This window comes from Rhodococcus sp. P4_F5 (genome assembly GCF_056401315.1).
This window is the reverse complement of sequence record NZ_JBFUJP010000008.1, coordinates 21,055-47,312: the sequence shown is the minus strand read 5'-3', so window position 1 is coordinate 47,312 and position 26,258 is coordinate 21,055. Positions and strand designations below refer to the sequence as shown.

The following is a 26,258-nucleotide window of genomic DNA, read 5'->3' as shown; positions in this document are numbered from 1 at the left end:
CGAGTGGTCGAATTCGGGAGGTCAGGGGGGCGATTCGCCCTGCCCTACCGGTCGGGGTGGCCTAGCCTTGGTAGATGGACCTCGAGGCTGTCGCGTTGATCAGCAGGCTCAAGTACCGGTACCTGCGTGCCCTCGACACCAAGGACTGGGTGCTGTTCCGGGACACGCTGATTCCCGAGGCCACCGCGACCTACGGGGAGTACCTGCGGTTCGAGGACCGGGAGGCGCTGGTGTCGTTCATGGAGGTCACCCTCGGCCCGCACATGCTCACCGAGTACCGGTGCGGCCAGCCCGAGATCGAGGTGGACGGTGACACCGCCGCGGGCGTCTGGGCGTTGTCCGACACGGTGATCATTCCGGAGGACGAAATGTTGGTGCGCGGCACGGCTTTCTACCACGACGAGTACGTGCGGGACACGGCCGGCGAATGGCTGATCTCGCACACCGGGTACGAACGCACTTTCGAGACAGTGATCTCGCTGAAGGACCTGCCGAGCTTCCATCTGACCACCAACAAGTGGGACCTCCTCGTGAATCCACCGGCCTCCTGAGACGGCTGTGCCATGCGAGCGATCGGGCTGAACGGACCAGGGCGGGCGTTGACCCCCTTGGAGGTCCCGGTGCCCACGATCGACGACGACGAGGTGCTGGTCCGGATCGTCGCGATCGGCGTCGGCGTCCACGACCGACGGTTCCTGCCCGAGGACGCCGAGTACCCGTACCCGATCGGTGTCGAGGCCACCGGAATCGTCGAGGAGGTCGGCCGCTGCGCCGCCGCGCACCGGCCCGGGGACCGGGTCATGTTCGTCAGCAGCATGCAGCGCAAGGGCGGCACCTGGGCCGAGTTCGCCGCCGTGTCCGCGACGGCGCTGGTGCCCATCCCGGACGGCCTCGGTGCGGTCGCCGCCGCCGCCCTCCCGGTCGCCGGAACCGTGGCGTCGGCGGGCCTTCGGGGCCTCGACCTCCGGCCGGGAGAGAGTGTGTTCGTGGCCGGCGCGTCCGGCGCGATCGGGACCCTCGCGATCCAACTGGCGCGGGCGCGCGGTGTGCGCGTCGCCGCATCCGCGTCGTCGAAGAACCACGCCTACCTCCACTCCCTCGGCGCGGAGCGGGCCGTCGACTACCGCGATGCCGACTGGCCCGAGCAGGTGAGGAACTGGACGCCGGGTGGCGTCGACGGGGCGCTGGCGATCCAGCCCGGGACCGGGACGCCCAGCATGCGGGCCGTCCGGGATGGCGGACGGGTGGTGACCGTCTCCGGCGACGAGATGTCGCCCGAGCGCGGCGTGCGCGTCGAGCAGATCGCACACGGCCGCGATTCGCTGGTCGAACTGGCCGGGCTCGCCGCGGAGGTGGCGGCGGGCCGGATCCAGGTGCAGGTGGAACGGGTCTATCCCTTCGCGCAGGCGCGGGCCGCGCTCGAGAAGGTCGAGACCAGGCACGCCTGCGGCAAGGTGCTCCTGGTCGTGCAGTAGCCGGATGGCCGGTCCGAGTGGCGCGCGGCTGACCTGGCAGGCTGGCACCCGGCAGTACGAGTGCGGCGGACGGGAGTGTCAATGAGCTTCATCAGGACCAGCGTGTCGGGCGGTGTCGGTGAGATTGTGCTGGACCGGCCGAAGGCGCTCAATGCGCTGGACTCCAGCATGATCCGCGACATGTACGAACCGCTGCTGCGGTGGCGCGACGACCCGGAGATCTCGTCGGTGCTGGTGACCAGCGCCTCGGAGCGCGCCTTCTGCGCGGGTGGGGACATCAAGGCGGTCCGGGACGCGGCGATGCAGGGCGAAGCCGCGTTCGTGCACGACTTCTTCGACACCGAGTACCGGCTCAACCAGCTGATCGGCGAGTACCCCAAGCCGTACGTCGCGCTGATCGACGGGGCCGCGATGGGCGGCGGCCTCGGCATCTCGGTGCACGGCAGCGTCCGGGTGGTCACGGAGAAGGCGATGCTGGCCATGCCGGAGACCGCGATCGGCTTCTACCCCGACGTGGGCGCGAGCTACTTCCTGCCGCGGCTGGCGGGGGCGTCGGGCATGTACCTGGGTCTGACCGGGGCCCGGGCGTCGGCCGGCGACGCGCTGGCGTTCGGTCTGGCCACCCACTACGTGCCGAGCGCGCAGTTGGCCGCGCTGGCGGACGCGATCCGCGGCGGCGCCGGCGTAGACGCGGCGTTGGAGAAGTTCGCCGAGCCCGCTCCGGAGGCCCCGCTGGCCGCGCGGCAGGCCCGGATCGACGAGGTGTTCGGCGCGGGCACACCCGCGGACATGGTGGCCCGCCTCACCGATGACGACGAGTGGACCGTCGAGACCCGGAACATGCTGGCGGCCCACTCGCCGACCAGCATGTTCGTCACCGCGGAGCTGATCCGGCGGGGTGCGGCGGACGACCTGCGGCAGTGCCTGTGCCGCGAACTGGCCCTCACCGGACCGGTGACCTCGGGCCCCGACTTCGCGGAGGGGGTGCGCGCGGTGCTGGTGGACAAGGACCGCAACCCGTCCTGGTCGCCCGCCACGCTCGACGCCGTCGACCCCGTCGCCGTGGACGCGCTGTTCCTGTAGCCGCACATCCCCCGTCGCTCCGCTCGCCCCGGCACGACCCAGACCACCCGACCCGAGGGAGATCGTCGTGATAGCTCAGATCCTCGCCTGTGCGGCCCTGAACCCGCTGCCGTCGGTGCGCGGCCTCGCGGCGCGGGTGCTCCCGACCCGCGAGCACCCGATCGCCGGCCGGACGGTCCTGCTCACCGGCGCGTCGTCCGGCGTGGGGGAGGCGGCGGCGCACCTGCTCGCCGACCGGGGTGCGCGCCTGGTGCTCGTCGCGCGCGGGGCGGAGGGTCTCGAGGCGGTACGGGACGAGGTCCGTCGCTCGGGCGGGACGGCGGAGGCGTTGCCGTGCGACCTCACCGACCCGGACGCCGTCGCGGAACTGGCGCGCACGGTGGCGGCCGACATCGGCCCGGTCGACGTGCTGGTCAACAATGCCGGCCGGTCCATCCGTCGCACCGTCGAGGACACGACCGACCGTTTCCACGACTACGAACGCACCATGGCGCTCAACTACTTCGGGCCGGTTCGGCTGACGCTGGCGCTGCTGCCGGCGATGCTCGAGCGGGGCAGCGGGCACGTGGTGAACGTCGCGACGTGGGGCGTGCCGGGCCGGGTGATGCCCAAGTTCGCGGCCTACCACGCGTCGAAGGCGGCGATCAGCGCCTTCGGCCGTGATCTCGGTGCCGAGGTCGCCGGGCGCGGCGTCGCGGTGTCTACCGTGCACTTCCCGCTGATCCGTACCCCGATGATCGCGCCGACCAAGGACTACGACGCGATGGCGGCGCTCACCCCGCGGCAGGCGGCGTCCTGGCTGGCGGACGCCATCGCGACGCGCCCGGTCGAGGTGATGCCCGCGTACGCGGAGCTGCTGCGGGTGATCGACACCGTGTCCCCGAGCCTGACCGACGCCCTGGTCCGCCGCGCCGGCATCTAGCCGGCCGAGTGCACGCGCGGCAGCCGCAGCCACAGCCGGGTGCCGCCGAGCGGGCTCTCGGACAGTTCTGCGGTACCGCCGTGCATCTCGGCCTGTTGAGCGATCAGCGCCAGACCGAGTCCGGAGCCCTCGGCATGCGCGGTGGACCCGCGGGCGAACCTCGCGAACAGCGACGCCCGTTCGTGTTCGGGGATGYCGGTGCCGTCGTCGTCGACGGTGACGTCCACGTGACCGCCGTCCGCGGCGAGGGTGATCCGGACCAGCTCGGCCTGGCCGTGCCGGACCGCGTTGGTGATCGCGTTGTCGAGCACCAGTCGCAGCCCGGACGGAATGCCGCGCACGACGACCGCGTCCGGCCCGCACAGTTCGATGTCGAGGTCGGGCAGCCGGCGGGCGGATTCCTGCACGCAGCGATCGGCGAGTTCGACGAGGTCGAACTCCTCGTGGTCGGCGGCGTCGGAGAGTTCGCCGACTGCCAGTCGTTCGAGGTCCGCGAGCGTCGCCTCGACCTCCTTCTGGGTGACGAGGAGGTCGTGCACCACCTCTGCGCGTTGCTCCTCGGACAGCGGCATCGTGGCGAGTACCTCGAGGTCGGTCCGCATCGAGGTGAGCGGCGTGCGCAACTCGTGCGCGGACACCGCGGCGAAGTCGCGGGCCGAGCCGAGCGCCTCCTGGGTTCGGTTGCGCGCCTGCTGCATCCGGCCGAGCATGTTGGCGATCGCCTCGGAGAGCTCTTCCGCCTCGCGGGCGCCCCGAACGTTGGGAAGTACCGCGGCCGGGTCGTCGCCGACGGTGTGCGTGGCCGCCGCGAGCCGCTGCAGGGGCCGGACGGCACGGCCGGCCAGCAGCCATCCGAGTCCCGCGGCCACCGCGATCGCCACCACCGCCGCGGCCGCGACCTGCCACTGTTGTTGCCGGATCGCCACGGTCAGTGCGTCCTCCGGAACGGTGACGGCGAGGTAGGTGCCCGCCGCGCCGCTGACCTGGACGTCGCGGGCGCGCACCGGCGTCCCGGCCACGGATTCCGTACGTACCGCGTCGAATTCGACCATGCCGGTCCCGGGCGTGGTCACGGCCGGTTCGTCGGTCGGCAGAATCGGGAGAACCAGGGGTTCCGCCGCGGTCACCGATTCCGCGGGCACGCTCAACGCCACCGAGTCGAGCGTGCGGTCCAGCTGAGCGGATCCGTTCACTCGCAGGAACACGGCGAACGCGACACCGATCGCGGCGATGACGATGGCTGCCGCCAGCGCCGACACCAGTGCCACCCGGGTCCGCAGGGACAGCGATCGGCGCCGGCCGCTCACGGCTGGTCCCGCAACACGAACCCGACGCCCCGGACGGTGTGCAGCACCCGTGGTTTCCCCGTCGCCTCCAGCTTCCTGCGTATGTACGTGACGAAGACGTCGACGACATTGGTGTCCGCGTCGAAGTCGTAACCCCACACCAGGCGCATCAGCTGCGCCCGGCTGAGCACGATCCCCGCGTTCTCGGCGAGCACACCGAGCAGGTCGAACTCGCGTTTGGTCAGGTCGATGCGGTGCCCGCCGACGTGGGCACGGCGCCCGGGCAGGTCCACCTCCAGTGCACCCACGCTGACGACGCCCGCCGGGGTGGGCGTGCGGGGTGCCCGACGCAGCAACGCGCGCAGCCGGGCCACCAGCTCGCCCAGCTCGAACGGCTTGGTCAGGTAGTCGTCGGCGCCCGCCTCCAGCCCCGCGATCCGGTCGCCCACCGAGCTGCGGGCGCTGAGCACGCAGATCGGCACCTCGTTGCCCATCGCCCGCAGCGCGGTGACCACGCCGACGCCGTCGAGGCCCGGCATGTTCACGTCCAGCACGAGCGCGTCGGGGCCGGTGGCGACGACCGCGCGCAGCGCGGAGGCCCCGTCGTGTGCGGTCTCGATCTCGAAACCGGACAGGCGGAGCCCCCGCGTCAGGGACGAGAGGACCTTGGAGTCGTCGTCGACGATCAGGATGCGGGCGCTGTCATTCACTCGCTCCATAGTGCCCGGAGCGAGGATGTCGGCTGTTCGGGCGCCCGCGGATCGCACCGGGTCAGCAGGCCGGCAGTGCCAGCGTGACGGCGGCGTCCGGGCCGGTCAGCGCGTCCGCGCCCTGCGCGATCAGGTCCGCGACGGTCTGGCCCTGGCCGACGAGCTCGGCCAGCCGGATGACCGTTGCCGACGCGTCGTCCACGGCTACGGCGGCAGTCGAGGGCACCATCGTGTCCACGGCGAGCTCGCCGCTCGCGATCAGTGCGTCGACCTCCTCCGGGGTGAGGACGCGGGCGGGGGCCGCGGCGCACCCGGCGACGGTGGGCTCGGACTGCGTAGCCGGCTCGGTCTGCGTGGCAGGGACGGAGACGACGACGGGCGCGGTGTTGGGGATGGCGTCGTTGGCCCAGGCCACGCCGGGCACGGCGAACGCTGCGGCAGCGGTGAGTCCGACGGCGGTGACCGCCGCTCGCCGACGGGTGGTGGTGATGCTGAGAGCCTTGCGCACGGGTGATCTCCTCGCTCGGTGCCGCGGCCCGGATGGCCTCGACACCCACGAAGTTATGGGCGGAAAACTCGGCGGTGGTTAGCCAACTCTTAGGAGTTGGTGAGGGAAGCCGGGCCGTCCTCGCTGACCACCCGCTGCTGGATCCGCAGCCACACCGCGAAACCCCACAGCACGAACACCGCGTACACCAGGTACAGCACGGCCGACGGGTAGAAGCCCGCCTTCAGCAGCAGCGGCACCCCGACCACGTCGACGCCGATCCAGATCAGCCAGAACTCGGTCCAGCCCCGGGCCATGCCGTAGGTGGCCAGCACCGAGCCCGTGAAGATCCACGCCTCCGCCCAGCGACCGTAGGACCCGAGCAGCCCGAAGACCTGGGCGAAGACCACGGTTCCCACGATCATGGTCAGCGCCATGGCGATTCGTTGCCGGGTGGACGCCCAGTGCGGCAGCACCGCCGCGCCGGAGTCGTGCCGGGACTGCAGCCACTGGGTCCAGCCGTAGACGCTGACGGTGATGAACAACAGCTGACGACCGGCCTGCCCGTACAGGTTCAGCTCCTGCGGGGTGTGGAACAACGCACCCATGAACACGGTGAACAGCAACGCATTCCCGGCGATGCCGACCGGCCAGGCCCACACCACCCGCCGCATCCCGCCGATGGCGGAGGCGATGCCGAAGGCGTTGCCGACCACCTCACGCCAGAGGATGGTGGCGCCGCCGAGGTGGATCTCCGCGTCGAAGAGGGTGAGCAGGGGGTTCACAGGACAGTTCTACCCGCCCGCCGCCCGCCGCCAACCGGCGCCCGGTCAGTGCAGGAACGACGCGGCCTGGTCCACCAGGTCCAGCATCGGCTGCGGCGCGATCCCCAGAACCACCGTCACCGCGGCGGCCACGGCGATCGCAAAGCCGGTTCCGGGGCTGGGCACGGCGACCACCGGCTCGTCCACCGGGGGCTCTGCAAAGAACATCAGCACGATCACCCGCACGTAGAAGAACGCCGCGATCGCGCTGGCGACCACACCCACCAGCACCAGGGGCAGGGCGCCGCCGGCGAGCGCGGCCTGGAAGACCGCGAACTTGGCGACGAACCCGCTGGTCAACGGGATGCCGGCGTAGGCGAGCAGGAACAGTGCGAAGACGCTGCCGAGCAGCGGCGAGCGCCGCCCGAGCCCCGCCCACTGCGACATGGTGGTCGCCTCGCCGTCGGGTCCGCGGACCAGGCCGACGACGGCGAAGCCGCCCAGCGCGCTGAAGCTGTAGGCGAGCAGGTAGAACAGCGTCGACGAGAGCCCGTCGTGGTTGCCGGCGATCAGCCCGGTGAGGACGAACCCGACGTGCGAGACCGAGGAGTACGCGAGCATCCGCTTGACGTCGGTCTGCGTGACCGCCAGCACCGAGGCGACCAGCATCGTGAGGACGGCGACGGCCCACAGCATCGGCCGCCAGTCCGTCTGCAGACCGGGCAGGGCGACGTAGAAGACCCGCAACATCGCGCCGAATGCCGCGACCTTGGTGGCCGACGCCATGAACGCGGTGATCGGGGTGGGGGCGCCCTGGTACACGTCGGGGATCCACGAATGGAACGGCACCGCACCGACCTTGAACAGCAGACCCACCGACAGCAGGCCCGCACCCATCAGTGCCAGCGGCCGCTCACCGGCGTCCGCCGCGACCGCGTCGGCGATGCCCGTCAGCGACACCGTCCCGGAGTACCCGTACAGCAGGGCCGTGCCGAAGAGGAAGAACGCCGACGAAAAGGCGCCGAGCAGGAAGTACTTGATCGCCGCCTCCTGCGAGAGCAGCCGACGCCTGCGCGCCAGCCCGCACAGCAGGTACAGCGGCAGCGAGAACACCTCGAGCGCCACGAACATGGTGAGCAGGTCGTTCGACGCGGGGAACAGCAGCATGCCGCCGACCGCGAACAGGGTCAGCGGGAACACCTCTGTCTGGGCGACGCCGGCCCGGGTCGCCTCGAGCTCGGCGACGCTGCCCGGGACCGCGGACGCCTGCGGTGCGAACGCGTCCGCGCGCCCGGCCCCGGCCTTCCTGGCGTCCGCCTCCCCGGTGCCCGCCCGGTCGACGCGACGCTCGGCGATCAGCACGATCGCCAGGATCGAGACGAGCAGGATCGTGCCCTGCAGGAACAGGGTCGGGCCGTCGATCGCGACCGCGCCCGCCACCGCGGACTCCTCGGTCCCGGCCAGCGCGACGACGGCGACGAACGCCGCGACGAGTCCGCCGAGGCTGAGCACCAGGTGGCAGCCGTACCGGAGGCGGCGCGGCGCGAAGGCCTCGACCAGCACCCCGGCGGCGGCGACGCCGAACACGATGAGCATCGGTGCGAGCAGGCTGTACTCGACACTCGGCGCCTCGATGCTCGACGCGGACAACAGTGCGGGACTCACTGGTGCGCACCTCCGTCCTGCTCGGCGATGGTCGGTACCGGGTCCTGTTGGTGGATCGTCGTCAACGTCTGCGTCACCGCCGGGTTGATGACGTCGAGCGCCGGCTTGGGGTAGAAGCCGAGGATCAGCAGCAGCGCGAGCAGCGGCGCCGCCACCAGCACCTCACGGGGCACCAGGTCGCGGACCCGCTCGTTGCCCTCGGTGACCGGCCCGCCCATCACCCGTTGGTAGAGCCACAGCACGTAGACCGCGGAGAGCACCAACGCCAGCGTCGCGATCACCGCGGCCACCTCGTAACGCGGGTAAGTGCCGACCAGGACGAGGAACTCGCTGACGAACGGCGCCAGTCCCGGCAGGGACAGGGTGGCCAGGCCCGCGACGAGGAAGGTGCCGGCCAGCACCGGCGCCACCTTCTGCACCCCGCCGAACGCGGCGATGGCCCGGGTGCCGCGGCGGGAGACCAGGAACCCGGCGATCAGGAACAGCGCCGCCGTGGAGATGCCGTGGTTGACCATGTAGAGGGTGGAGCCGGCCTGCCCCTGGCTGGTCAGCGCGAAGATCCCGAGGATGATGAACCCGAAGTGCGAGATCGAGGTGTACGCGATCAGGCGCATCACGTCGGTCTGGCCGATCGCGAGCAGGGCGCCGTACACGACGGCGACCACCGACAGCGCGACGATCCACGGCGCGAATGTCCGGGACGCGTCGGGGAACAGTTGCAGGCAGAAGCGCAGCATCGCGAAGGTGCCGACCTTGTCGACGACGGCCATCATGAGCACCGCGGTGGCCGGCGTGGCCTGGACGGCGGCGTCGGGCAGCCAGGTGTGCAGCGGCCACAGCGGCGCCTTGACCGCGAAGGCGAACATGAATCCGAGGAACAGGGCGTTGGCGACGGGCGCGTCGATGACCAGCGAGCCCGACGAGACCGCGTCGACGATGGCGCGGAGGTCGAAGGTGCCGGCGGCGAAGGGGCTCTCCGCCCCGGCGGTCACCACGTACAGGCCGATCACCGCGGCCAGCATGACGAGTCCGCCGAACAGGTTGTACAGCAAGAACTTCACCGCGGCGCGCGACCGCTTTGCCCGGTCCTCCCGTGGGCCGAACCCCCCGATGAGGAAGTACAGCGGGATCAGCATGGCCTCGAAGAAGATGTAGAACAGCAAGATGTCGAGGGCCGTGAACGACAGCAGCACCATCGCCTCGACCGTCAGGATCAGTGCGAAATAGGTGTGCGCGCCCCGGGATTCGGGGCCGCCCTCGGTGGGCTCGGCGCCGGCGTCGTGCCAGCCCGCCAACAGCAGCAGCGGCACCAGTGCCGCGGTGAGCAGCACCAGCACCAGCGCGATGCCGTCCACACCCAGCGCGTAGCGGGTGCCGAAAGCCGGTATCCAGGAGTGAGACTCGACGAGCTGGTACTGCGCGCCGGCCGGGTCGAACGCGATCGCCACCGCGACGGCGACGCCCAGTGCCGCCGCCGCGACGCCCAGCGCGAGGGCCTTCGCGAGTCGCCGTTGGCGCGCGGGCACCGCCATCACCACGACGGCGCCCACCGCCGGCACCAGCCACAGCGCGGTCAACCAGGGAAAGTCGTTCACCAGAGCCTCCCCAGCACCATCGTCGCGACCACCAGGGCCGCGCCCGCGAACATCGCGAGGGCGTAGGACCGGACGAAGCCGGTCTGCAACCGCCGGACCCGCGACGACACGCCGCCGACCAGGGCGGCAAGCCCGTTGACGGCGCCGTCGATGCCCCGGTCGTCGACGGTGACCAGTGACCGGGTCAGCCCAGCGCCGGGACGCATGAACACCGCCTCGTTGACCGCGTCGCCGTAGAGGTCCCGACGGGCCGCGACGGTGAGCCCGGAGACGTCGGTCGGGGCGGTCACCGGGATCTGCAGGGCGGCGTACCGCCGGTAGGCCACAGCGACGCCGACGAGCACCACTGCCAGGGTTGCGGTGGTGATCGCCCACACCGGGATCGGTGGTTCGTCGTGGTGCGAACCCACCACCGGCGCGAGCCAGTCCGCCAACGCGGAGCCGACGGCCAGCAGCGCGCCCGCGCCGACCGATCCCACCGCGAGCACCACCATCGGCGTCGTCATCACGCCCGGCGACTCGTGCGGATGCGCGTCGTCGTGCCACCGGCGGCTGCCGAAGAACGTCATCAGCATCACCCGGGTCATGTAGAACGCGGTCAGGCCCGCACCGACCAGTGTGGCCGTGCCGAGGACCAGGCCCTTCGCGGTGAGGCTGCCGGTGCTGTCGGCCGCGAACGCCACCTCGATGATCTTGTCCTTGGAGAAGAAGCCGGCGAACGGCGGGACGCCGATGATGGCTAGGTATCCGAGACCGAATGTCACGAAAGTGATCGGCATGAAGGCGCGCAGGCCGCCGTAGCGCCGCATGTCCGTCTCGTCGTTCATCCCGTGCATCACCGACCCCGCGCCGAGGAAGAGGCCGGCCTTGAAGAAGCCGTGGGTCAGCAGGTGCATGATCGCGAATGCGTAGCCCGCCGGGCCGAGGCCGGCGGCCAGCACCATGTAGCCGATCTGGCTCATCGTGGACGCGGCGAGGGCCTTCTTGATGTCGTCCTTCGCGCAGCCGATGATCGCGCCGAACAACAGGGTCACGGTGCCGACCGCGACCACGGCCAGCTGCGCGTCCGGGGCCAGGTCGAAGATCGGCCCGCACCGCACGATCAGGTAGACGCCCGCGGTGACCATGGTTGCGGCGTGGATCAGGGCCGACACCGGGGTCGGGCCCTCCATCGCGTCGCCGAGCCACGACTGCAGCGGCACCTGGGCGGACTTGGCGCAGGCCGCCAGCAGCAGCGTCAGCCCGATCGCGGTGAGCGTGGACTCGCTCGCTTCCGTTGCGCCGGTGAAGACCTCGGCGAATCCGACCGAGCCGAACGTCGCGAACATGATCATCATGGCGACGACCAGCCCCATGTCGCCGACCCGGTTGACCACGAAGGCCTTCTTCGCCGCCGTCGCGGCCGCCGGCTTGTGCTGCCAGAATCCGATGAGCAGGTACGAGGCGAGGCCGACGCCCTCCCAGCCGAGGTACAGGCCGAGGAAGTTGTCCGCCAGCACCAGCAGCAGCATGGCCGCGAGGAAAAGGTTGAGGTAGGCGAAGAACTTTCGGCGCTGCGGATCGTGTTCCATGTAGCCGACCGAGTAGATGTGGATCAGCGATCCCACTCCGGTGATCAAGAGCACGAAGCACATCGACAGCTGGTCGAGCTGGAGTCCGAAGTCCACCTGCAGCTGCGCCACCGGTACCCAGCTGAACAAGGTCTGGTGCACGGCGCGGTCGGCGCCGTCGCGGCCGAGCATCTCCACGAAAGCGACTGCGGCGACGGCGAACGACGCCAGCGCGGCGACGCAGCCGAGCAGGTGTCCCCACGAATCGGTGCGCCGGCCGCCCAGGAGCAGCACGACGGCGCCGAGCAGCGGCAGTACCGGGACGAGCGCGACGGTACTCAATACTTCAGCAGATTCGCGTCGTCGACCGAGGCGCTGCGGCGGGCCCGGAAGATGGTCATGATGATCGCGAGTCCGACGACCACCTCGGCGGCTGCGACCACCATCGTGAAGAACGCGAAGACCTGTCCGTCGAGGTGGCCGTGCATCCGGGCGAAGGTCACGAACGCCAGGTTGGTGGCGTTGAGCATGAGTTCGATGCACATGAACACCACCAGGGCGTTACGCCGCAGCAGCACGCCGGCCGCGCCGATCGTGAACAGCAGGGCCGCGAGGTACAGGTAGTTCTCGGGATTCAACGAGTGCCCTCCTCACCGTGGGGTTCTCCTACGCCAGAGTTGGTTTCGCGGGGTCGGAGGGTGCGGCTGACCGACAGCGGGGCGGGCGTGCCGTCCGGCAGCAGCGCGGCCATGTCCACGGCGTTGTGCCGTGCGTAGACGCCCGGGCCGGGCAGCGGGGTGACCCGGCCGCCCGTGCTGAAGCGTTCCTGCGAGAGCTCCCGCTGGGTCCGACGCCGGCCGAAGTGTTCGCGATGCGCGAGCACCATGGCGCCGACGGTCGCGGTGATCAGCAGCGCGCCGGTCAGCTCGAAGGCCCACACGTATCGGGTGAAGATGAGTTCGGCGAGACCCTCGACGTTGCCGGCCCCGTCGGGCTCGTCCAGGCCCGCGAAGCTTGCCCGGGCGACGGCCCGGCCGATGCCGCCGACCAGCAGGACGCCGAACCCCAGGCCCACCAGGACGGCCGCGACCCGTTGTCCGCGCAGGGTTTCCACCAGCGAGTCGGCGGAGTCGACACCGATCAGCATGAGCACGAACAGGAACAGCATCATCACCGCGCCGGTGTAGACGACGATCTGCACCACGCCGAGGAACGTCGCGCCCTGGGCGATGTAGAAGACCGCCAGCACGATCATGGTCAGGGCCAGGAAGAGCGCGGAGTAGACGGCCTTGGCCGCGCCGACCACGCCCAGCGCGCCGATCACCGCCACGGCGCCCAGGACCCAGAACGCCACCGCCTCGCCGGTGGAGGTCCGGGTGAGGGGTTCCGCGGCCAGCAGCGCGGCGTCGGCGACGGTCATTGGCGTACCTCGCCGATCACGTTGCCACGGTAGTAGTCCTCGTCGGTCTTCCCCTCGGCCATCGGGTGCGGCGGGGCGACCATGCCGTCCGCGAGCGGCGCCAGCAGGCGGTCCTTGCCGTAGATCAGGTCGGCGCGGTTGTCGTCGACCATCTCGTAGTCGTCGGTCATGGTCAGCGCCCGCGTCGGGCAGGCCTCGATGCACAGGCCGCAGCCGATGCAGCGCAGGTAGTTGATCTGGTAGACGCGGCCGTACCGTTCGCCGGGCGAGTAGCGCTCCTCGTCGGTGTTGTCCGCGCCCTCGACGTAGATGGCGTCGGCCGGACAGGCCCACGCGCACAATTCACACCCGATGCACTTCTCGAGCCCGTCCGCGTATCGGTTCAGTTGGTGCCGGCCGTGGTATCCGGGGGCCGTCGGGACCTTCTCCTCCGGGTAGAACTCGGTGGTGGGTTTGGCGAACATCGTCGAGAAGGTGACACCGAAACCGGCGAGTGGGCCGAGGAATTCAGACATCGCTGTCCTCCTTTGCAGAAGCTGTCGCGGCGCGACGGGAGAAGGCGGGTAGCGCCTGGCCCGGCATCGGCGGCACCGGGAAGCCGCCGGCCATGGGGTCGAAGGCAGGGGGAGTGGGTCGGGCGGGCGGAGCCGCGACGGCGGGCCGGCGCAGCGCCCGCCACACCAGTGCGAGTACCACCAGCGCGACCACCACGCCGCCACCGCCGAGCACGATCGACGTGGCGTCGTACCCGTCGTTGTGCAGTGCGCGCACCGCGGCGACGATCATCACCCAGGTCAGCGCGGCCGGGATCAGGATCTTCCAGCCGAGGTTCATGAACTGGTCGTATCGCATGCGGGGCAGCGTGGTCCGCAGCCAGATGAAGACGAACAGGAAGCCCCAGACCTTCGCGGTGAACCACAGCACCGGCCACCAGCCGGAGTTCGCGCCGTCCCACATGTTCAGCGGCCACGGCGCGTGCCAGCCGCCGAGGAACAGGGTGGTGGCCAGCGCGGAGACGGTGACCATGTTGATGTACTCGGCGAGCATGAACATGGCGAAACGCAGCGAGGAGTACTCGGTGTGGAAGCCGCCGACCAGCTCGCCCTCGGCCTCGGGCAGGTCGAACGGGGCCCGGTTGGTCTCGCCGACCATCGACGTCACGTAGATCAGGAACGACGGCAGCAGCAGGAAGACGTACCAGGTGCCTTCCTGCGCGGCCACGATGCCGGAGGTCGACATCGTGCCGGCGACCAGGAAGACGGCGGCGAACGTCAGGCCCATCGCGATCTCGTAGGAGATCACCTGCGCCGTCGAACGGAGCCCGCCGAGCAGCGGGTAGGTCGAGCCGGAGGACCACCCGGCGAGCACGATGCCGTAGACGCCGACGGAGGTGATCGCGAGGATGTACAGGACGGCCACCGGCATGTCGGTGAGCTGCAGCGGCGTCCACTGTCCGAAGACGGAAACCTCCGGGCCGAACGGGATCACCGCGAACGCCATGATCGCCGGGACCACCGCGATGACCGGGGCGAGGAGGTAGACCGGCTTGTCCGCGGCCGCCGGGACGATGCCCTCCTTGAGCGCGAGCTTGATGCCGTCGGCGAGGGACTGCAGCATCCCCCACGGGCCGACCCGGTTGGGCCCCACCCGCATCTGCATCCAGGCCATCACCTTGCGTTCGGCGAGGATCGCGACGATCGGGGTCAGCATGAGGAAGGCGAAGATGGCCACGGACTTGGCGACGACCAGCCACCACGGGTCCCGCCCGAAGGCGGACAGGTCGACGGCGACCGCGAGGGTGTCGGTGCCCATCACGGCCTCCCCGCGCGGATCCGGACCAGGCCGCCCGACGGGGCCGCGAGCCGGTGGTGCACCGCGGATCCGGGGGAGTTCAGCGGCAACCACACCACCCGCTCGGGCAGGTCGGTGACCGCCAGCGGCAGGGTGAGCGCACCGCGGTCGGTGGTGACGGTCACCGGGTCGCCTTCGGCGGCACCGATTTCAGCGGCGGTACCCGCCGAGAGCCGAACGACGGGGGTGCGGGCGGTGCCGGCCAGGTGGGGCTCGCCGTCCTGCAGCCGTCCGGAGTCCAGCAGCATCCGCCAGGTCGCCAGGACGGCCTCGCCGGGACCGGGTTGCCGCTGTACGGCCGGCGGGTAGGCGGGGAGGCCGGGGCGAGCGCCGTTCCAGGCGCCCAGGGCGGCGAGCTCCGCGCGGGCGGCCGCGGCGTCCGGCAGGCCGAGGCGGCTGCCCATCCGGGCGGCGATCGCGTCCAGCACCCGCTGGTCGGGCATGGCGCCCGCGGTGTCCAGGGCGGCGGGGAAGGGCCGCTCGCGGCCCTCCCAGGACAGGAAGGTGCCCGGCTTCTCCGCTACGGGCGCCACCGGGAACACGACGTCCGCGCGGTCGGTGACCGCGCTGCGCCGCAGTTCCAGGCTGACCACGAAACCGGCGGCCTCGACGGCGCGGCGGGCCGCCTCCGGGTCGGGTAGGTCGTCGAGCTCGACGCCGCCGACCACCAGCGCGCCGAGGTCCTGCGCTGCCACGGCCGCGAGGATGCCGGCGGTGTCCCGGCCGGGCGTGACGGGCAGGTCCGGGCCCCACAGCGCGGAAACCTGTTGCCGGGCACCGGGGTCGGTGACGGGTCGGCCGCCGGGCAGCAGGTGCGGCAGCGTCCCGGCCTCGACCGCGCCCCGCTCGCCGGCCCGGCGCGGCACCCAGGCCAGGGCGGCGCCGGTCGCGTCGGCCAGTCGGACGGCGGCGGACAGTCCGCCGGGCACCGTCGCCAGTCGCTCGCCGACCAGGATGATGGCGCCGGGCCTGCGCAGCAGTTCGTCCGGGTGTAGGGCCTCGAGCGCCGCGGGTTCGTCGCCGGGGGAGGTCTGGATCAACCGGCCCGACATCTTCTCCAGGCCGCGGGTGGCGAACGGGGCGACGGAGGAGACCCGAATGCCATTCCGGCGGGATGCCTTCCGCAGGCGGAGGTAGACGATCGGCGACTCCTCCTCCGGCTCGAAGGCCACCAGCAGCACCGCCGACGACCGCTCCAGGTCGTCGTAGGTGACGCCCATCCGCCGCCCGGCCACCCGGGCCGCCAGGAACTCCGCCTCCTCGGCCGAGTGCGGGCGGGAACGGAAGTCGATGTCGTTGGTGCCCAACGTGATCCGCGCGAACTTCGCGTAGGCGTAGGCGTCCTCCCAGGTGCTGCGGCCGCCGACCAGCACGCCGGCCCCGCCGGGTGCCGCGGCCAGCCCGCTCGCCGCCGCCGCCAACGCCTCGGGCCAGGACGCGGGCCGCAGCTCGCCGTCGTCACCCCGGACCATCGGCGTGGTGATCCGGTCCCGCTCGGTGGCGTAGGTAAACGCGAACCGGCCCTTGTCGCAGTTCCACTCCTCGTTGACCTGCGGGTCGTCGCCGGCAAGGCGGCGCATCACCTTGCCACGGCGGTGGTCGGTGCGCTGCGCGCAGCCGCTGGCGCAGTGCTCGCAGACGCTCGGGCTCGACACCAGGTCGAACGGCCGGGCCCGGAACCGGTAGTCGGCGCTGGTGAGCGCGCCGACCGGGCAGACCTGCACCGTGTTGCCGGAGAAGTACGACTCGAACGGCTCGCCCGCGGCGATGCCGACCTGCTGCTGGGCGCCGCGCTCGAGCATGTCGATGAACGGGTCGCCGGCGATCTGCTCGGAGAACCGGGTGCACCGGGCACAGAGCACGCACCGCTCGCGGTCCAGCAGGATCTCGGAGGACAGCGGGATCGGTTTGGGGAAGGTGCGTTTGACCCCGTCGAAGCGCGACTCGGCCCGTCCGGTGGACAGGGCCTGGTTCTGCAGCGGGCACTCGCCGCCCTTGTCACAGATCGGGCAGTCCAACGGATGGTTGATCAGCAGCAGTTCCATCACGCCGCGCTGCGCCTTGTCCGCGACCGGCGAGGTGAGCTGGGTGCGCACGACCATGCCGTCGGTGACCGCGGTGGTGCAGGACGCGAGCGGCTTGCGCTGGCCCTCCACGTCGACCAGGCACTGGCGGCAGGCGCCGACCGGTTCGAGCAGCGGGTGGTCGCAGAACCGGGGGATCTGCACGCCGAGCAGTTCGGCGGCCCGGATCACCAGGGTGCCCTTGGGGACGGCGATCTCGGTGCCGTCGACGGTGACGGTCACCAGGTCCGACGGCAGCGGCAGGCCGGTCGTGTCGTCGGGCGCATGCACGGTCATCGCTCACCTCCCCCGGATCGACGAGGCCGCAGAATCGATGCGGCCGGGTCGAACGGGCAACCCGACTCGAAATGGGCCAGGTACTCGTCGCGGAAGAGCGCGATCGAGGACGTGATCGGGCTGGTCGCGCCGTCGCCGAGCGCGCAGAACGCGCGGCCGAGGATGTTGTCGGAGATGTCGAGCAGCGTCTCCAGGTCCTCCTCGGTGCCGTCGCCCGCCTCGAGTCGTTGCAGGATCTGCACCAGCCAGTAGGTGCCCTCCCGGCAGGGTGTGCACTTGCCGCAGGACTCGTGGGCGTAGAACTCCGCCCAGCGCAGGACCGTGCGCACCACGCAGGTGGTCTCGTCGAAGATCTGCAGCGCCTTGGTGCCCAGCATCGACCCGGCCGCCGCCACGCCCTCGTAGTCGAGCGGGACGTCCAGGTGCGCGTCGGTGAAGATCGGCGTGGACGAGCCGCCCGGCGTCCAGAACTTCAGGCGGTGCCCGGCCCGGACCCCGCCCGCGTAGCCGAGCAGTTCGCGCAGCGTGATGCCCAGCGGCGCCTCGTACTGTCCCGGGCGGGTGACGTGGCCGGAGAGGGAGTAGAGGGTGAAGCCCGGTGACTTCTCGCTGCCCATCGAGCGGAACCACTCGACACCGCCCAGCACGATCGACGGCACGCTCGCGATGGACTCGACGTTGTTGACGACGGTCGGGCAGGCGTAGAGACCCTCCACTGCCGGGAACGGCGGTCGCAGCCGGGGCTGGCCGCGTCGGCCCTCCAGCGAGTCGAGCAGCGCGGTCTCCTCGCCGCAGATGTACGCCCCGGCACCGGCGTGCACCACCAACTCGAGGTCGTACCCGCTGCCCAGGATGTCCTTGCCGAGGTACCCCGCGTCGTACGCCTCGGCGACCGCGTCCTGCAGTCGGCGCAGGACCGGGACCACCTCGCCGCGCAGGTAGATGAAGGCGTGGCCGGCCCCGATCGCGTACGCCGCGATGATCGCGCCCTCGACGAGGGCGTGCGGGGTGGCCATGATCAGCGGCATGTCCTTGCAGGTCCCCGGCTCGGACTCGTCGGCGTTGACGACCAGGTAGTGGGGCTTGTCGCCGTTTTGCGGTATGAACGACCACTTGGTGCCGGTCGGGAAACCGGCGCCGCCGCGGCCCCGCAACCCGGAGTCCTGGACCGTCGTGACCACCTCCGCAGGCTGCATGCGCAGCGCCCGGGCCAGCGCCTGGTAGCCGTCGTGGCCGCGGTAGGTGTCGAGGGTCCAGGACCGCGGGTCGTCCCAGTAGCCGCTCAGGACGGGCGTCAGCGGCGTGGCCCCGGCGGGCCGTCCCTCGCCGAGTTCGCGCGTCACGCGCAGGCCCGCGACGGTGGCGTCGCCGCCGCTGCCCGCGGCCTCCGAGGCCCCGGGCCGCTCGTCGGGGAAGCCGGCGAGGATGCGGGCGGTCTGCCGGAAGGTGCACAGCGGCGCACCGCGGCTCGGGGTCACCTGGTCGCCGGCCCGCAGACCGTCGACGACGGCCCGGGCGGAGTCCGGCGTCTGGTTGTCGAAGAACTCCCAGTTGACCATCACCACCGGGGCGTAGTCGCACGCCGCGTTGCACTCGATGTGCTCGAGCGTGATCTTGCCGTCCGCGGTGGTGTCCCCGTTCGGCCCGCCGAGGTCCAGGTGTTCCTCGAGCGCGGCCAGGATCTCGTCGCCACCCATGATCGCGCAGAGCGCGTTGGTGCAGACCCCGACGTGGTAGTCGCCGGTCGGGTCGCGGCGGTACATCGAGTAGAAGGTGGCGACCGCGGACACGGCGGCGCCGCTGAGCCCGAGTTGCGCTGCGCAGAAGCCGATCCCGGCCGGGGTGATGTACCCGTCCTCGGCCTGCACCAGGTGCAGCAGCGGGATCAGTGCGGAGCGCGGGCCGGGGTACCGGCCGATGAGCTCCTTCGCGTCGACCTCGAGCCGGGCGAGGACGTCGGGCGGGTAGGAGTCCCGCCCGACCCGCGGCGCCGGCGGGGCCCCGAACTCGACGAACACCGGTTCCCGATCGGTCATCGGTCCACCCCTCCCATGACGGGGTCGATGCTGGCGACCGACGCGATGACGTCGGAGACCATGCCCCCCTCGCACATTGCGGCGACGGCCTGCAGATTCGTGAACGACGGGTCGCGGAAGTGCACCCGGTACGGGCGGGTGCCGCCGTCGCTGACCACGTGCACGCCCAGCTCGCCGCGGGGCGACTCGACCGCGGTGTACACCTGTCCCGCCGGCACCCGGATGCCCTCGGTGACCAGTTTGAAGTGGTGGATCAGCCCCTCCATGGAGGTGTCCATGATGGTGCGCACGTGGTCCGCCGACTGGCCCAGACCGTCGGCCCCCAGCTCCAGGTCGGCCGGCCAGGCAATCTTCTTGTCCGCCAGCATGACCGGGCCGGGCTGCAGCCGGTCGAGGCACTGCTCGACGATCTTCAGCGACTCCTTCATCTCGCCGATCCGGATCAGGTACCGGCCGTAGCAGTCGTTCCCGGTGTCGGTGACGATGTCGAATTCGTAGTTCTCGTAGCCGCAGTACGGCTGTGCCCGGCGCAGGTCGTGGGGGAGCCCGGTGGCCCGCAGCACCGGGCCGGTGACGCCGAGCGCCATGCAGCCGGTGAGGTCGAGGTAGCCGATGCCCTGGTTGCGACCCTTCCAGATCGCGTTCTCGGTGAGGAGATTCTCCATGTCCCGCAACCGGTTGGGCATGATCTGCAACAGCTCGCGAACCTTGCGGTCCGAGCCGGCGGGCATGTCCTGGGCCAGGCCGCCGGGCCGGATGTAGGCGTGGTTCATCCGCAGGCCGGTGATCGCCTCGAACACGTCGAGTACCAGTTCACGCTCGCGGAAACCGAAGATCATCGCGGTGACCGCGCCCATCTCCATGCCCGCGGTCCCGAGCGCCACCAGGTGCGAGGAGATGCGGTTGAGTTCCATCAGCATCACGCGGACGACGGTGGCCCGCTCGGGGATCGCGTCGGTGACGTCGAGCAGCTTCTCCACCGCCAGGCAGTAGGCGGTCTCGTTGAAGAACGGGGAGAGGTAGTCCATCCGGGTGACGAAGGTGACGGCCTGCATCCAGTTGCGGTACTCGAGGTTCTTCTCGATCCCGGTGTGCAGGTAGCCGATGCCGCAGCGCGCCTCGGTGACCGTCTCGCCCTCGAGTTCCAGGACGAGGCGGAGCACCCCGTGCGTCGACGGGTGCTGCGGGCCCATGTTGACCACGATGCGTTCGTTGCCGGATTCGCGTGCGGCATCGACGATCTCGTCCCAGTCCTGCCCGCCGGAGGTATAGATCACTTCACTCGCAGGCATCAGCTGTACGCCCTCCGCTCGTCGGGCGGCGGTATCGTCGCGCCCTGGTACTCGACGGGGATCCCACCGAGTGGGTAGTCCTTGCGCTGCGGGTGACCGGTCCAGTCGTCGGGCATCTCGATCCGGGTCAACGACGGGTGGCCGTCGAACACGATCCCGAAGAAGTCGTAGGTCTCCCGCTCGTGCCAGTCGTTGGTCGGGTACACCCCGTAGAGCGAGGGCAGGTGCGGGTCGGCGTCGGGCACCGACACCTCGAGACGGAGGAGTCGGCCCAGGGTGATCGACCGCAGGGGGTAGACCGCGTGCAGTTCCCGGCCCACGTCCTTCGGGTAGTGCACTCCGTTGACCCCGAGGCACAGTTCGAACCGGAGGTCGGGTTCGTCGCGCAGTCGCTGCGCGACCTCGGGCAGGAACTCGCGGCGCACGTGCAGGGTCAGCTCGTCGCGGAAGACGACGACCTGCTCGACGGCCTGGTCGAACCCGACGCCGACCTCGGCGAGGGCCRCGGCCAGCGTGTCGACGACGTCGTCGAAGTACCCGCCGTACGGGCGCGAAGTGGCGCCGGGCAGCGTGAACGGCCGGACCAGGCGCCCGTACCCGGACGTGTCGCCGGTACCGCTCACCCCGAACATTCCCCGCTGGTCGGTCACCGCAGCAACCCCTTCACCGCGAACGTGGGCGTGGACGCCAGCGCGGCCTGCTCGGCCGCCCGTACCGCCTCGTCCCGGTTGACCCCGAGCGGCATCTGCTGGATCTTCTCGTGCAGCGTGATGATCGCGTTGAGCAGCGCCTCGGGTCGCGGCGGGCACCCGGGCAGGTAGATGTCGACGGGGACGATGTGGTCGACGCCCTGCAGGATCGCGTAGTTGTTGAACATGCCACCGGACGACGCACACACGCCCATCGCGAGGACCCACTTCGGTTCCGCCATCTGGTCGTAGACCTGCCGCAGCACCGGGGCCATCTTCTGGCTGACCCGGCCGGCGACGATCAGCAGGTCGGCCTGGCGCGGCGAGGCGCGGAAGGCCTCCATGCCGAACCGGGCGATGTCGTAGCGGCCGGCCGCGGTGGCCATCATCTCGATCGCGCAGCAGGCGAGGCCGAAGGTCGCGGGCCACAGCGAGCCCTTCCGGGCGTACCCCGCCAGCGACTCGACAGTGGTCAGCAGGAATCCGCTCGGCAGCTTTTCCTCGAGACCCATCCTCGACCTCACTTTCTTCAAATCCCTTGTCAGAGAAGAACTAATCCCAGCTGAGCCCGCCCCGCTTCCACTCGTAGGCGTAGGCAACCGAGACGTTGAAGATGAACAGCGCCATGGCGGCGAATCCGAAGACCCCGAGCGCGTCGAAGTGGACGGCCCACGGGTAGAGGAAGACGATCTCGATGTCGAAGATGATGAACAGCATGGCCGTCAGGTAGAACTTCACCGGGATGCGCTGGCCGCCGGCCCCGCGGCCGCCGCCGTCCGTCTGCTCCGGCGTCGGGTCGATGCCGCACTCGTACGCGTCGAGCTTGGCGCGGTTGTCGCGGCGCGGGCCGACGACGGACGCGAGGACCACCGAGACGAGCGCGAAGGCGGCGGCGATCGTGCCCAGGACGAGGATCGGCAGGTAGACGTTCATGTCCGTCGAACTCCTCTCCGCGAGAGCCTGACCACCCGATTCGCGTGCGATCGTGAGCCGTGACACACACGCTACCGCCGTCGCCGCGGGCAGGTCGGCTTCGGCCGCCGACGGCGCGTCGAGGCCCAGGCCGAGGGCCGTTACGCGGGCAGGTGGGTGCGCAGCAGTGCGACCGCGGTCTCGGCCAGTCGCAGCGGGTCGATCGGGTGCGTGGCCGTCGCCTCGGCCCGCGACCAGTTGGCCAGCCAGGCGTCGTCGGCCCGGCCGATCAGCACCAGGATCGGCGGGCACGGGTCGATCTCGTCCTTGAGCTGCCTGGCGATCCCCATGCCGCCGGCGGGCGTCGCCTCGCCGTCCAGGATCACCAGGTCGACGCCGCCCGCGTCGAGCCGCTCGATCACCACCGGCGCGGTCGCCACCTCGACGAACTCCAGCTCCGGCAGGCCGGGGTCCGGTCGGGTGCCCAGCGCCAGCACCACCGCCTCGCGGACGGTCCTGTCGTCGCTGTAGACGAGGACATGTAGCGAGCCGGGACTACTCACGGAGTCGGTCACGGCCCGATGCTACGACGGGAAGTGTCAGTCGGCGGTCGCGACAAGCGGTTCCAGGGTGAGCTCCGGGTGCTCCTTCTGGATGTACTGCAGCCGCCACTTGTCGCTGACCAGCGCGAGCAGCGCCCCGTCGGAGCGGGTGAACACCTCGACACCGCGCTGACGGTTGAGCTCGACCTCGGACGCGGCGTCGGTGCGGCGGGCCAGCTGGTAGGGCAGGCCCTCCATCCGGGCCTCCACCGAGAACTCGGCCTTCATCCTCGCCGCGACCACCTCGAACTGCATCGGGCCGACGGCCGCCATGACGGGCGACGCGTCGCCGCGCAGGTCGTTGCGCAGGATCTGCACGACGCCCTCGGAGTCGAGCTGCTCGACGGCGCGGCGGAACTGCTTGTACTTGCTGGCGCTCTCCGCGCGCAGCACCGAGAAGTGCTCCGGGGCGAACGAGGGGATCGGCGGGAACTCCACCTTCTTGTCCGTGTACAGGGTGTGGCCGGGCGCCAGCGCCGTCGCGTTGACCAGTCCGACGACGTCGCCGGGGAAGGCGGACTCGACGGTGGACCGTTCGCGGCCGAACACGGTCTGCGCGTACTTGGTGGTGAACGGCTTGCCGGTCTGCGCGTGGGTGACGACCATGCCGCGCTCGAAGACACCGGAGACGATCCGCATGAACGCGAGGCGGTCGCGGTGCGCGGTGTCCATGCCCGCCTGCACCTTGAACACGACGGCGCTGAAGGGGTCGGTGACCACGCGGTCCTGGCCCTTGAGATCGGTGCGCGGTCCCGGCGCCGGGGCGAGGGTGACCAGGGTGTCGAGGATCTGCCGGACCCCGAAGTTCAGCATCGCGGACGCGAAGATCACCGGGGAGGTCTGCCCGGCCAGGAACATCTCCTGGTCGTGGTCCTGCCCGCTGGCGGAGAGCAGTTCGCTCTCCTCGACGGCGGTCTCCCACTCGTCGCCGTCGCGCGCGGCCGCCGCGTCGGCGTCGAGGATCTCCTCGGGGGCGATCTTGGCGCCGCCCGCGGTGCGGGTGAAGCGGATGTACTCCTGCGCGGCGCCGTCCTCGCCGCGCCGCAGCAGTCCGCGGAAGTCGCCGGCGATGCCGACCGGCCAGTACAGCGGCGTCGGGGTGAGCCCGATCCGGTTGCTGATCTCGTCGAGCAGTTCGAGCGGCGACTGGCCCGGCCGGTCCCACTTGTTGATGACGGTGACCACCGGGATGCCGCGGTGGCGGCACACCTGGAACAGCTTGAGGGTCTGCGGCTCGAGGCCCTTCGCGGCGTCGATCAGCATCACGGCCGCGTCGACCGCGGTGAGCACGCGGTAGGTGTCCTCGGAGAAGTCGGAGTGGCCCGGGGTGTCGACCAGGTTGATGACGTTCGGTTCGTCGGCCGGGTCGGTCTCGGGGGACTTGTAGTTGAACTGCAGCGCGGTGGAGCTGACGGAGATGCCGCGGGCCTTCTCCATCTCCATCCAGTCGGAGACCGTCGACTTGCGCCCGGCCTTCCCGTGCACCGCGCCGGCCTCGGAGATCATCTTCGCGTGCAGCGCGAGTGCCTCGGTGAGCGTCGACTTGCCGGCGTCAGGATGCGAGATGACCGCGAAGGTACGTCGCCGGGTGGCCTCCCCGGCCAGGGCCTTCGCCGACTTGGCGGTCGGCGCGGCCTCCGTGGTGCCGGGGGACGAGGTGGCGGGCTCCGACACGGGCTCGGTGGTCACCGGGGGTTCCTAACTGGAGACGGTTACAGACAAGAGACGTTGCAGACAACAGACGGTCACGGCCCGAGCGACGGGCAGCTCGATACCTGGTGAAACGCCAGTACTCCAGCGTACCTGTGCCGCCGAGGAGGACGATCGGGAGATCCAGCGAACCAGCGGAGGCCGCGTTACGTGTAACACCACGAGCCGGATTCCGCTTATACATCTGGAGGGATTGCCATGAGCAAGTTCACCGAAGTGATGTATGCGACCGCGACGACCAGCACGCGCGGACTGGTCACGGGCGAGCCCGACGTTCCGCTACGGCAGACCTGGGGCGAGATCCACCGGCAGGCCCGCCGGATGGCGGGTGGGCTGGCCGCGGCGGGGATCGGGCACGGCGACGCCATCGGAGTCCTGGCGGGGATGCCGGTGGACATCGCGCCGGTCTGCCAGGCCACCTGGATGCGGGGCGCGTCCCTGACGATGCTGCACCAGCCGACGCCCCGCACCGACCTGTCCGTCTGGGCCCGTGACACCGAGACGGTGATCGGGATGATCACGGCGTCTGCGGTGATCGTGGGCGCGCCGTTCGAGGCGGCGGTGCCGCTGCTGGCGGAGCGCGGCGTCCGGGTGGTCACGATCGACCACCTGCGCGCGGGACCCGACACCGACCCGGTCGAGACCGCGGAGTCCGACGTCGTGGTCCAGCAGCTGACCTCCGGATCCACCGGCTCGCCCAAGGCGGTGCGACTCACCCACGCCAACCTGAACGCGAACGCCTGCGCCATGCTCGACCGGCTCAAGATCAGTCCGGAGCAGGACGTGATGATCAGCTGGCTGCCGCTCTTCCACGACATGGGCATGATCGGGTTTCTCACCGTCCCCATGTTGTTCGGGGCGGAGGTCGTGTCCATCACCCCGCTCGACTTCCTGCACGCCCCGATCCTGTGGGCCGAGCTGATGGGGAAGTACCGCGGCGCCGTCACCGCCGCACCGAACTTCGCCTACTCCGTGCTCGCGCACCGGCTCGCGCTGGCCGAGGACGGTGCCGTCGACCTGTCGACGATGCGCTGCCTGCTCGACGGCGCCGAGCCCGTCGACCCCGACACGCTGATCGCGTTCGCGGAGGCGGGCGCCCGTTTCGGGCTGGACCCGATGGCGCTCGCGCCGACGTACGGGATGGCGGAGGTCACCCTCGCGGTCTCGCTGGCCGAGCCCGGACTCGGGATGGTGCTGGACCTGGTGGACCCGGACCTGCTCGAGGCGGGCGGCATGGCGGTGCCGTCGCGGCGCAGCAACGCCCGCCGCCTCCCGACGCTGGGGACGTTGGTGTCCGGGCTCGAGGGGCGTGTGGTGGGGGAGGACGGGCAGGAACTGCCGCCGCGCGGCGTCGGGATCATCGAACTGCGCGGCGCGTCCGTGACGTCGGGATACCTGACGGTGGACGGTCCGCAGCCCACCCAGGACGCCGACGGCTGGATCAGCACCGGCGACGTCGGCTACTTCACCGAGGACGGCCTGGTGGTGGTGTGCGGCCGCGTCAAGGACGTGATCATCATGGGTGGGCGGAACATCTACCCCACCGACATCGAGCGGGCCGCCGGCTCGGTGCGGGGGGTGCGGCCCGGCAACGCCGTCGCGATCAGGCTCGACGCCGGGCAGAAGCGGGAGGGCTTCGCGGTCGCGGTCGAGACCAACGACATCGACCAGCCCGACGAGGTCCGGCGCATCGAGCACGAGGTCACGCACGCCGTCGTCGCCGAGGTGGGGGCGCGGCCGCGGACGGTCGCGGTGCTGGGGCCGGGGTCGATCCCGAAGACGTCGTCGGGGAAGCTGCGCCGGGCCAACTCGATCGCGCTGATCGGCGGCTGACTCCCGCCCTCCGGGG

Annotated in this window: 24 protein-coding genes; 5 read left to right on the top strand and 19 right to left on the bottom strand. The window is 70.9% G+C overall.

Features of this window, described 5'->3' with window-relative positions; all coding sequences use genetic code 11:
• Positions 1 to 74 precede the first annotated feature (74 nt).
• From AC1DU4_RS06255 to AC1DU4_RS06240, 4 genes are all read left to right on the top strand, one after another.
• Complete coding sequence (locus AC1DU4_RS06255; protein ID WP_477838184.1) at positions 75 to 551, top strand: nuclear transport factor 2 family protein; 477 nt, start codon at positions 75 to 77, stop codon at positions 549 to 551.
• 69 nt (positions 552 to 620) lie between these two features.
• A complete protein-coding gene (locus AC1DU4_RS06250; protein WP_477838183.1) occupies positions 621 to 1,475 on the top strand; it encodes a quinone oxidoreductase family protein in 855 nt (284 codons plus the stop codon).
• 75 nt (positions 1,476 to 1,550) lie between these two features.
• Positions 1,551 to 2,558 (top strand): enoyl-CoA hydratase/isomerase family protein, encoded by a 1,008-nt coding sequence (locus AC1DU4_RS06245; RefSeq protein ID WP_477838182.1) that lies wholly within the window; start codon positions 1,551 to 1,553, stop codon positions 2,556 to 2,558.
• Positions 2,559 to 2,637: 79 nt separating this feature from the next.
• Positions 2,638 to 3,480 (top strand): SDR family oxidoreductase, encoded by an 843-nt coding sequence (locus AC1DU4_RS06240; protein ID WP_477838225.1) that lies wholly within the window; start codon positions 2,638 to 2,640, stop codon positions 3,478 to 3,480.
• On the opposite strand, the gene AC1DU4_RS06235 is transcribed toward AC1DU4_RS06240, so the two are convergent.
• The 19 genes from AC1DU4_RS06235 to AC1DU4_RS06145 form a co-directional block, all read right to left on the bottom strand.
• Entirely contained in the window at positions 3,477 to 4,787 is a 1,311-nt protein-coding gene (locus tag AC1DU4_RS06235) for a sensor histidine kinase (protein ID WP_477838181.1), read from the bottom strand. The two genes, AC1DU4_RS06240 and AC1DU4_RS06235, sit on opposite strands and share 4 nt — an antisense overlap.
• Positions 4,784 to 5,485: a response regulator transcription factor gene (locus AC1DU4_RS06230; RefSeq protein ID WP_477838180.1), complete on the bottom strand. Its 702-nt coding sequence runs from the start codon at positions 5,483 to 5,485 to the stop codon at positions 4,784 to 4,786. Before AC1DU4_RS06230 ends, AC1DU4_RS06235 begins: the two co-directional genes overlap by 4 nt.
• Positions 5,486 to 5,537: 52 nt before the next feature.
• On the bottom strand, positions 5,538 to 5,984 hold the full coding sequence (locus tag AC1DU4_RS06225; protein ID WP_477838179.1) for a hypothetical protein: 447 nt from the start codon (positions 5,982 to 5,984) through the stop codon (positions 5,538 to 5,540).
• Positions 5,985 to 6,073: 89 nt separating this feature from the next.
• Positions 6,074 to 6,748 carry a nicotinamide riboside transporter PnuC gene (gene pnuC, locus AC1DU4_RS06220; RefSeq protein WP_477838178.1) on the bottom strand — a complete coding sequence of 225 codons (675 nt, stop codon included), beginning with the start codon at positions 6,746 to 6,748 and terminating at the stop codon, positions 6,074 to 6,076.
• A gap of 45 nt (positions 6,749 to 6,793) precedes the next feature.
• Positions 6,794 to 8,392: an NADH-quinone oxidoreductase subunit NuoN gene (nuoN, locus tag AC1DU4_RS06215; protein ID WP_477838177.1), complete on the bottom strand. Its 1,599-nt coding sequence runs from the start codon at positions 8,390 to 8,392 to the stop codon at positions 6,794 to 6,796.
• Positions 8,389 to 9,987 carry an NADH-quinone oxidoreductase subunit M gene (locus tag AC1DU4_RS06210; RefSeq protein WP_477838176.1) on the bottom strand — a complete coding sequence of 533 codons (1,599 nt, stop codon included), beginning with the start codon at positions 9,985 to 9,987 and terminating at the stop codon, positions 8,389 to 8,391. Before AC1DU4_RS06210 ends, nuoN begins: the two co-directional genes overlap by 4 nt.
• Positions 9,984 to 11,879, bottom strand: a complete 1,896-nt coding sequence (gene nuoL / locus AC1DU4_RS06205) for an NADH-quinone oxidoreductase subunit L (RefSeq protein ID WP_477838175.1) — start codon at positions 11,877 to 11,879, stop codon at positions 9,984 to 9,986. Before nuoL ends, AC1DU4_RS06210 begins: the two co-directional genes overlap by 4 nt.
• A complete protein-coding gene (gene nuoK / locus AC1DU4_RS06200) occupies positions 11,876 to 12,175 on the bottom strand; it encodes an NADH-quinone oxidoreductase subunit NuoK (protein WP_072845398.1) in 300 nt (99 codons plus the stop codon). Before nuoK ends, nuoL begins: the two co-directional genes overlap by 4 nt.
• Positions 12,172 to 12,957: an NADH-quinone oxidoreductase subunit J gene (locus tag AC1DU4_RS06195; RefSeq protein WP_477838174.1), complete on the bottom strand. Its 786-nt coding sequence runs from the start codon at positions 12,955 to 12,957 to the stop codon at positions 12,172 to 12,174. The genes nuoK and AC1DU4_RS06195 overlap by 4 nt, the downstream gene beginning before the upstream one ends.
• Positions 12,954 to 13,472: an NADH-quinone oxidoreductase subunit NuoI gene (gene nuoI / locus AC1DU4_RS06190; RefSeq protein ID WP_477838173.1), complete on the bottom strand. Its 519-nt coding sequence runs from the start codon at positions 13,470 to 13,472 to the stop codon at positions 12,954 to 12,956. Before nuoI ends, AC1DU4_RS06195 begins: the two co-directional genes overlap by 4 nt.
• Positions 13,465 to 14,769 (bottom strand): NADH-quinone oxidoreductase subunit NuoH, encoded by a 1,305-nt coding sequence (gene nuoH / locus AC1DU4_RS06185; RefSeq protein WP_477838172.1) that lies wholly within the window; start codon positions 14,767 to 14,769, stop codon positions 13,465 to 13,467. Before nuoH ends, nuoI begins: the two co-directional genes overlap by 8 nt.
• Positions 14,769 to 17,168, bottom strand: a complete 2,400-nt coding sequence (locus AC1DU4_RS06180) for an NADH-quinone oxidoreductase subunit G (protein WP_477838171.1) — start codon at positions 17,166 to 17,168, stop codon at positions 14,769 to 14,771. The genes nuoH and AC1DU4_RS06180 overlap by 1 nt, the downstream gene beginning before the upstream one ends.
• Positions 17,165 to 19,204, bottom strand: a complete 2,040-nt coding sequence (gene nuoF, locus AC1DU4_RS06175) for an NADH-quinone oxidoreductase subunit NuoF (RefSeq protein ID WP_477838170.1) — start codon at positions 19,202 to 19,204, stop codon at positions 17,165 to 17,167. Before nuoF ends, AC1DU4_RS06180 begins: the two co-directional genes overlap by 4 nt.
• The gene (nuoD, locus tag AC1DU4_RS06170) at positions 19,201 to 20,496 is read right to left on the bottom strand and encodes an NADH dehydrogenase (quinone) subunit D (protein WP_477838169.1); all 1,296 of its coding nucleotides are present in this window, start codon (positions 20,494 to 20,496) and stop codon (positions 19,201 to 19,203) included. Before nuoD ends, nuoF begins: the two co-directional genes overlap by 4 nt.
• The gene (locus AC1DU4_RS06165) at positions 20,496 to 21,146 is read right to left on the bottom strand and encodes an NADH-quinone oxidoreductase subunit C (RefSeq protein ID WP_477838168.1); all 651 of its coding nucleotides are present in this window, start codon (positions 21,144 to 21,146) and stop codon (positions 20,496 to 20,498) included. The genes nuoD and AC1DU4_RS06165 overlap by 1 nt, the downstream gene beginning before the upstream one ends.
• Entirely contained in the window at positions 21,143 to 21,697 is a 555-nt protein-coding gene (locus tag AC1DU4_RS06160; protein WP_072845390.1) for a NuoB/complex I 20 kDa subunit family protein, read from the bottom strand. The genes AC1DU4_RS06165 and AC1DU4_RS06160 overlap by 4 nt, the downstream gene beginning before the upstream one ends.
• A 40-nt stretch (positions 21,698 to 21,737) precedes the next feature.
• Positions 21,738 to 22,118 (bottom strand): NADH-quinone oxidoreductase subunit A, encoded by a 381-nt coding sequence (locus AC1DU4_RS06155; protein WP_477838167.1) that lies wholly within the window; start codon positions 22,116 to 22,118, stop codon positions 21,738 to 21,740.
• 140 nt (positions 22,119 to 22,258) lie between these two features.
• Positions 22,259 to 22,672, bottom strand: coding sequence for an Rv3143 family two-component system response regulator (locus AC1DU4_RS06150; RefSeq protein ID WP_477838166.1), 414 nt, complete (start codon positions 22,670 to 22,672; stop codon positions 22,259 to 22,261).
• 24 nt (positions 22,673 to 22,696) lie between these two features.
• Positions 22,697 to 24,388 (bottom strand): peptide chain release factor 3, encoded by a 1,692-nt coding sequence (locus AC1DU4_RS06145; RefSeq protein ID WP_072845387.1) that lies wholly within the window; start codon positions 24,386 to 24,388, stop codon positions 22,697 to 22,699.
• Positions 24,389 to 24,607: 219 nt separating this feature from the next.
• On the opposite strand from AC1DU4_RS06145, the gene AC1DU4_RS06140 reads away from it, so the two are divergent.
• Complete coding sequence (locus AC1DU4_RS06140) at positions 24,608 to 26,242, top strand: fatty acyl-AMP ligase (protein ID WP_477838165.1); 1,635 nt, start codon at positions 24,608 to 24,610, stop codon at positions 26,240 to 26,242.
• Positions 26,243 to 26,258: the final 16 nt, after the last annotated feature.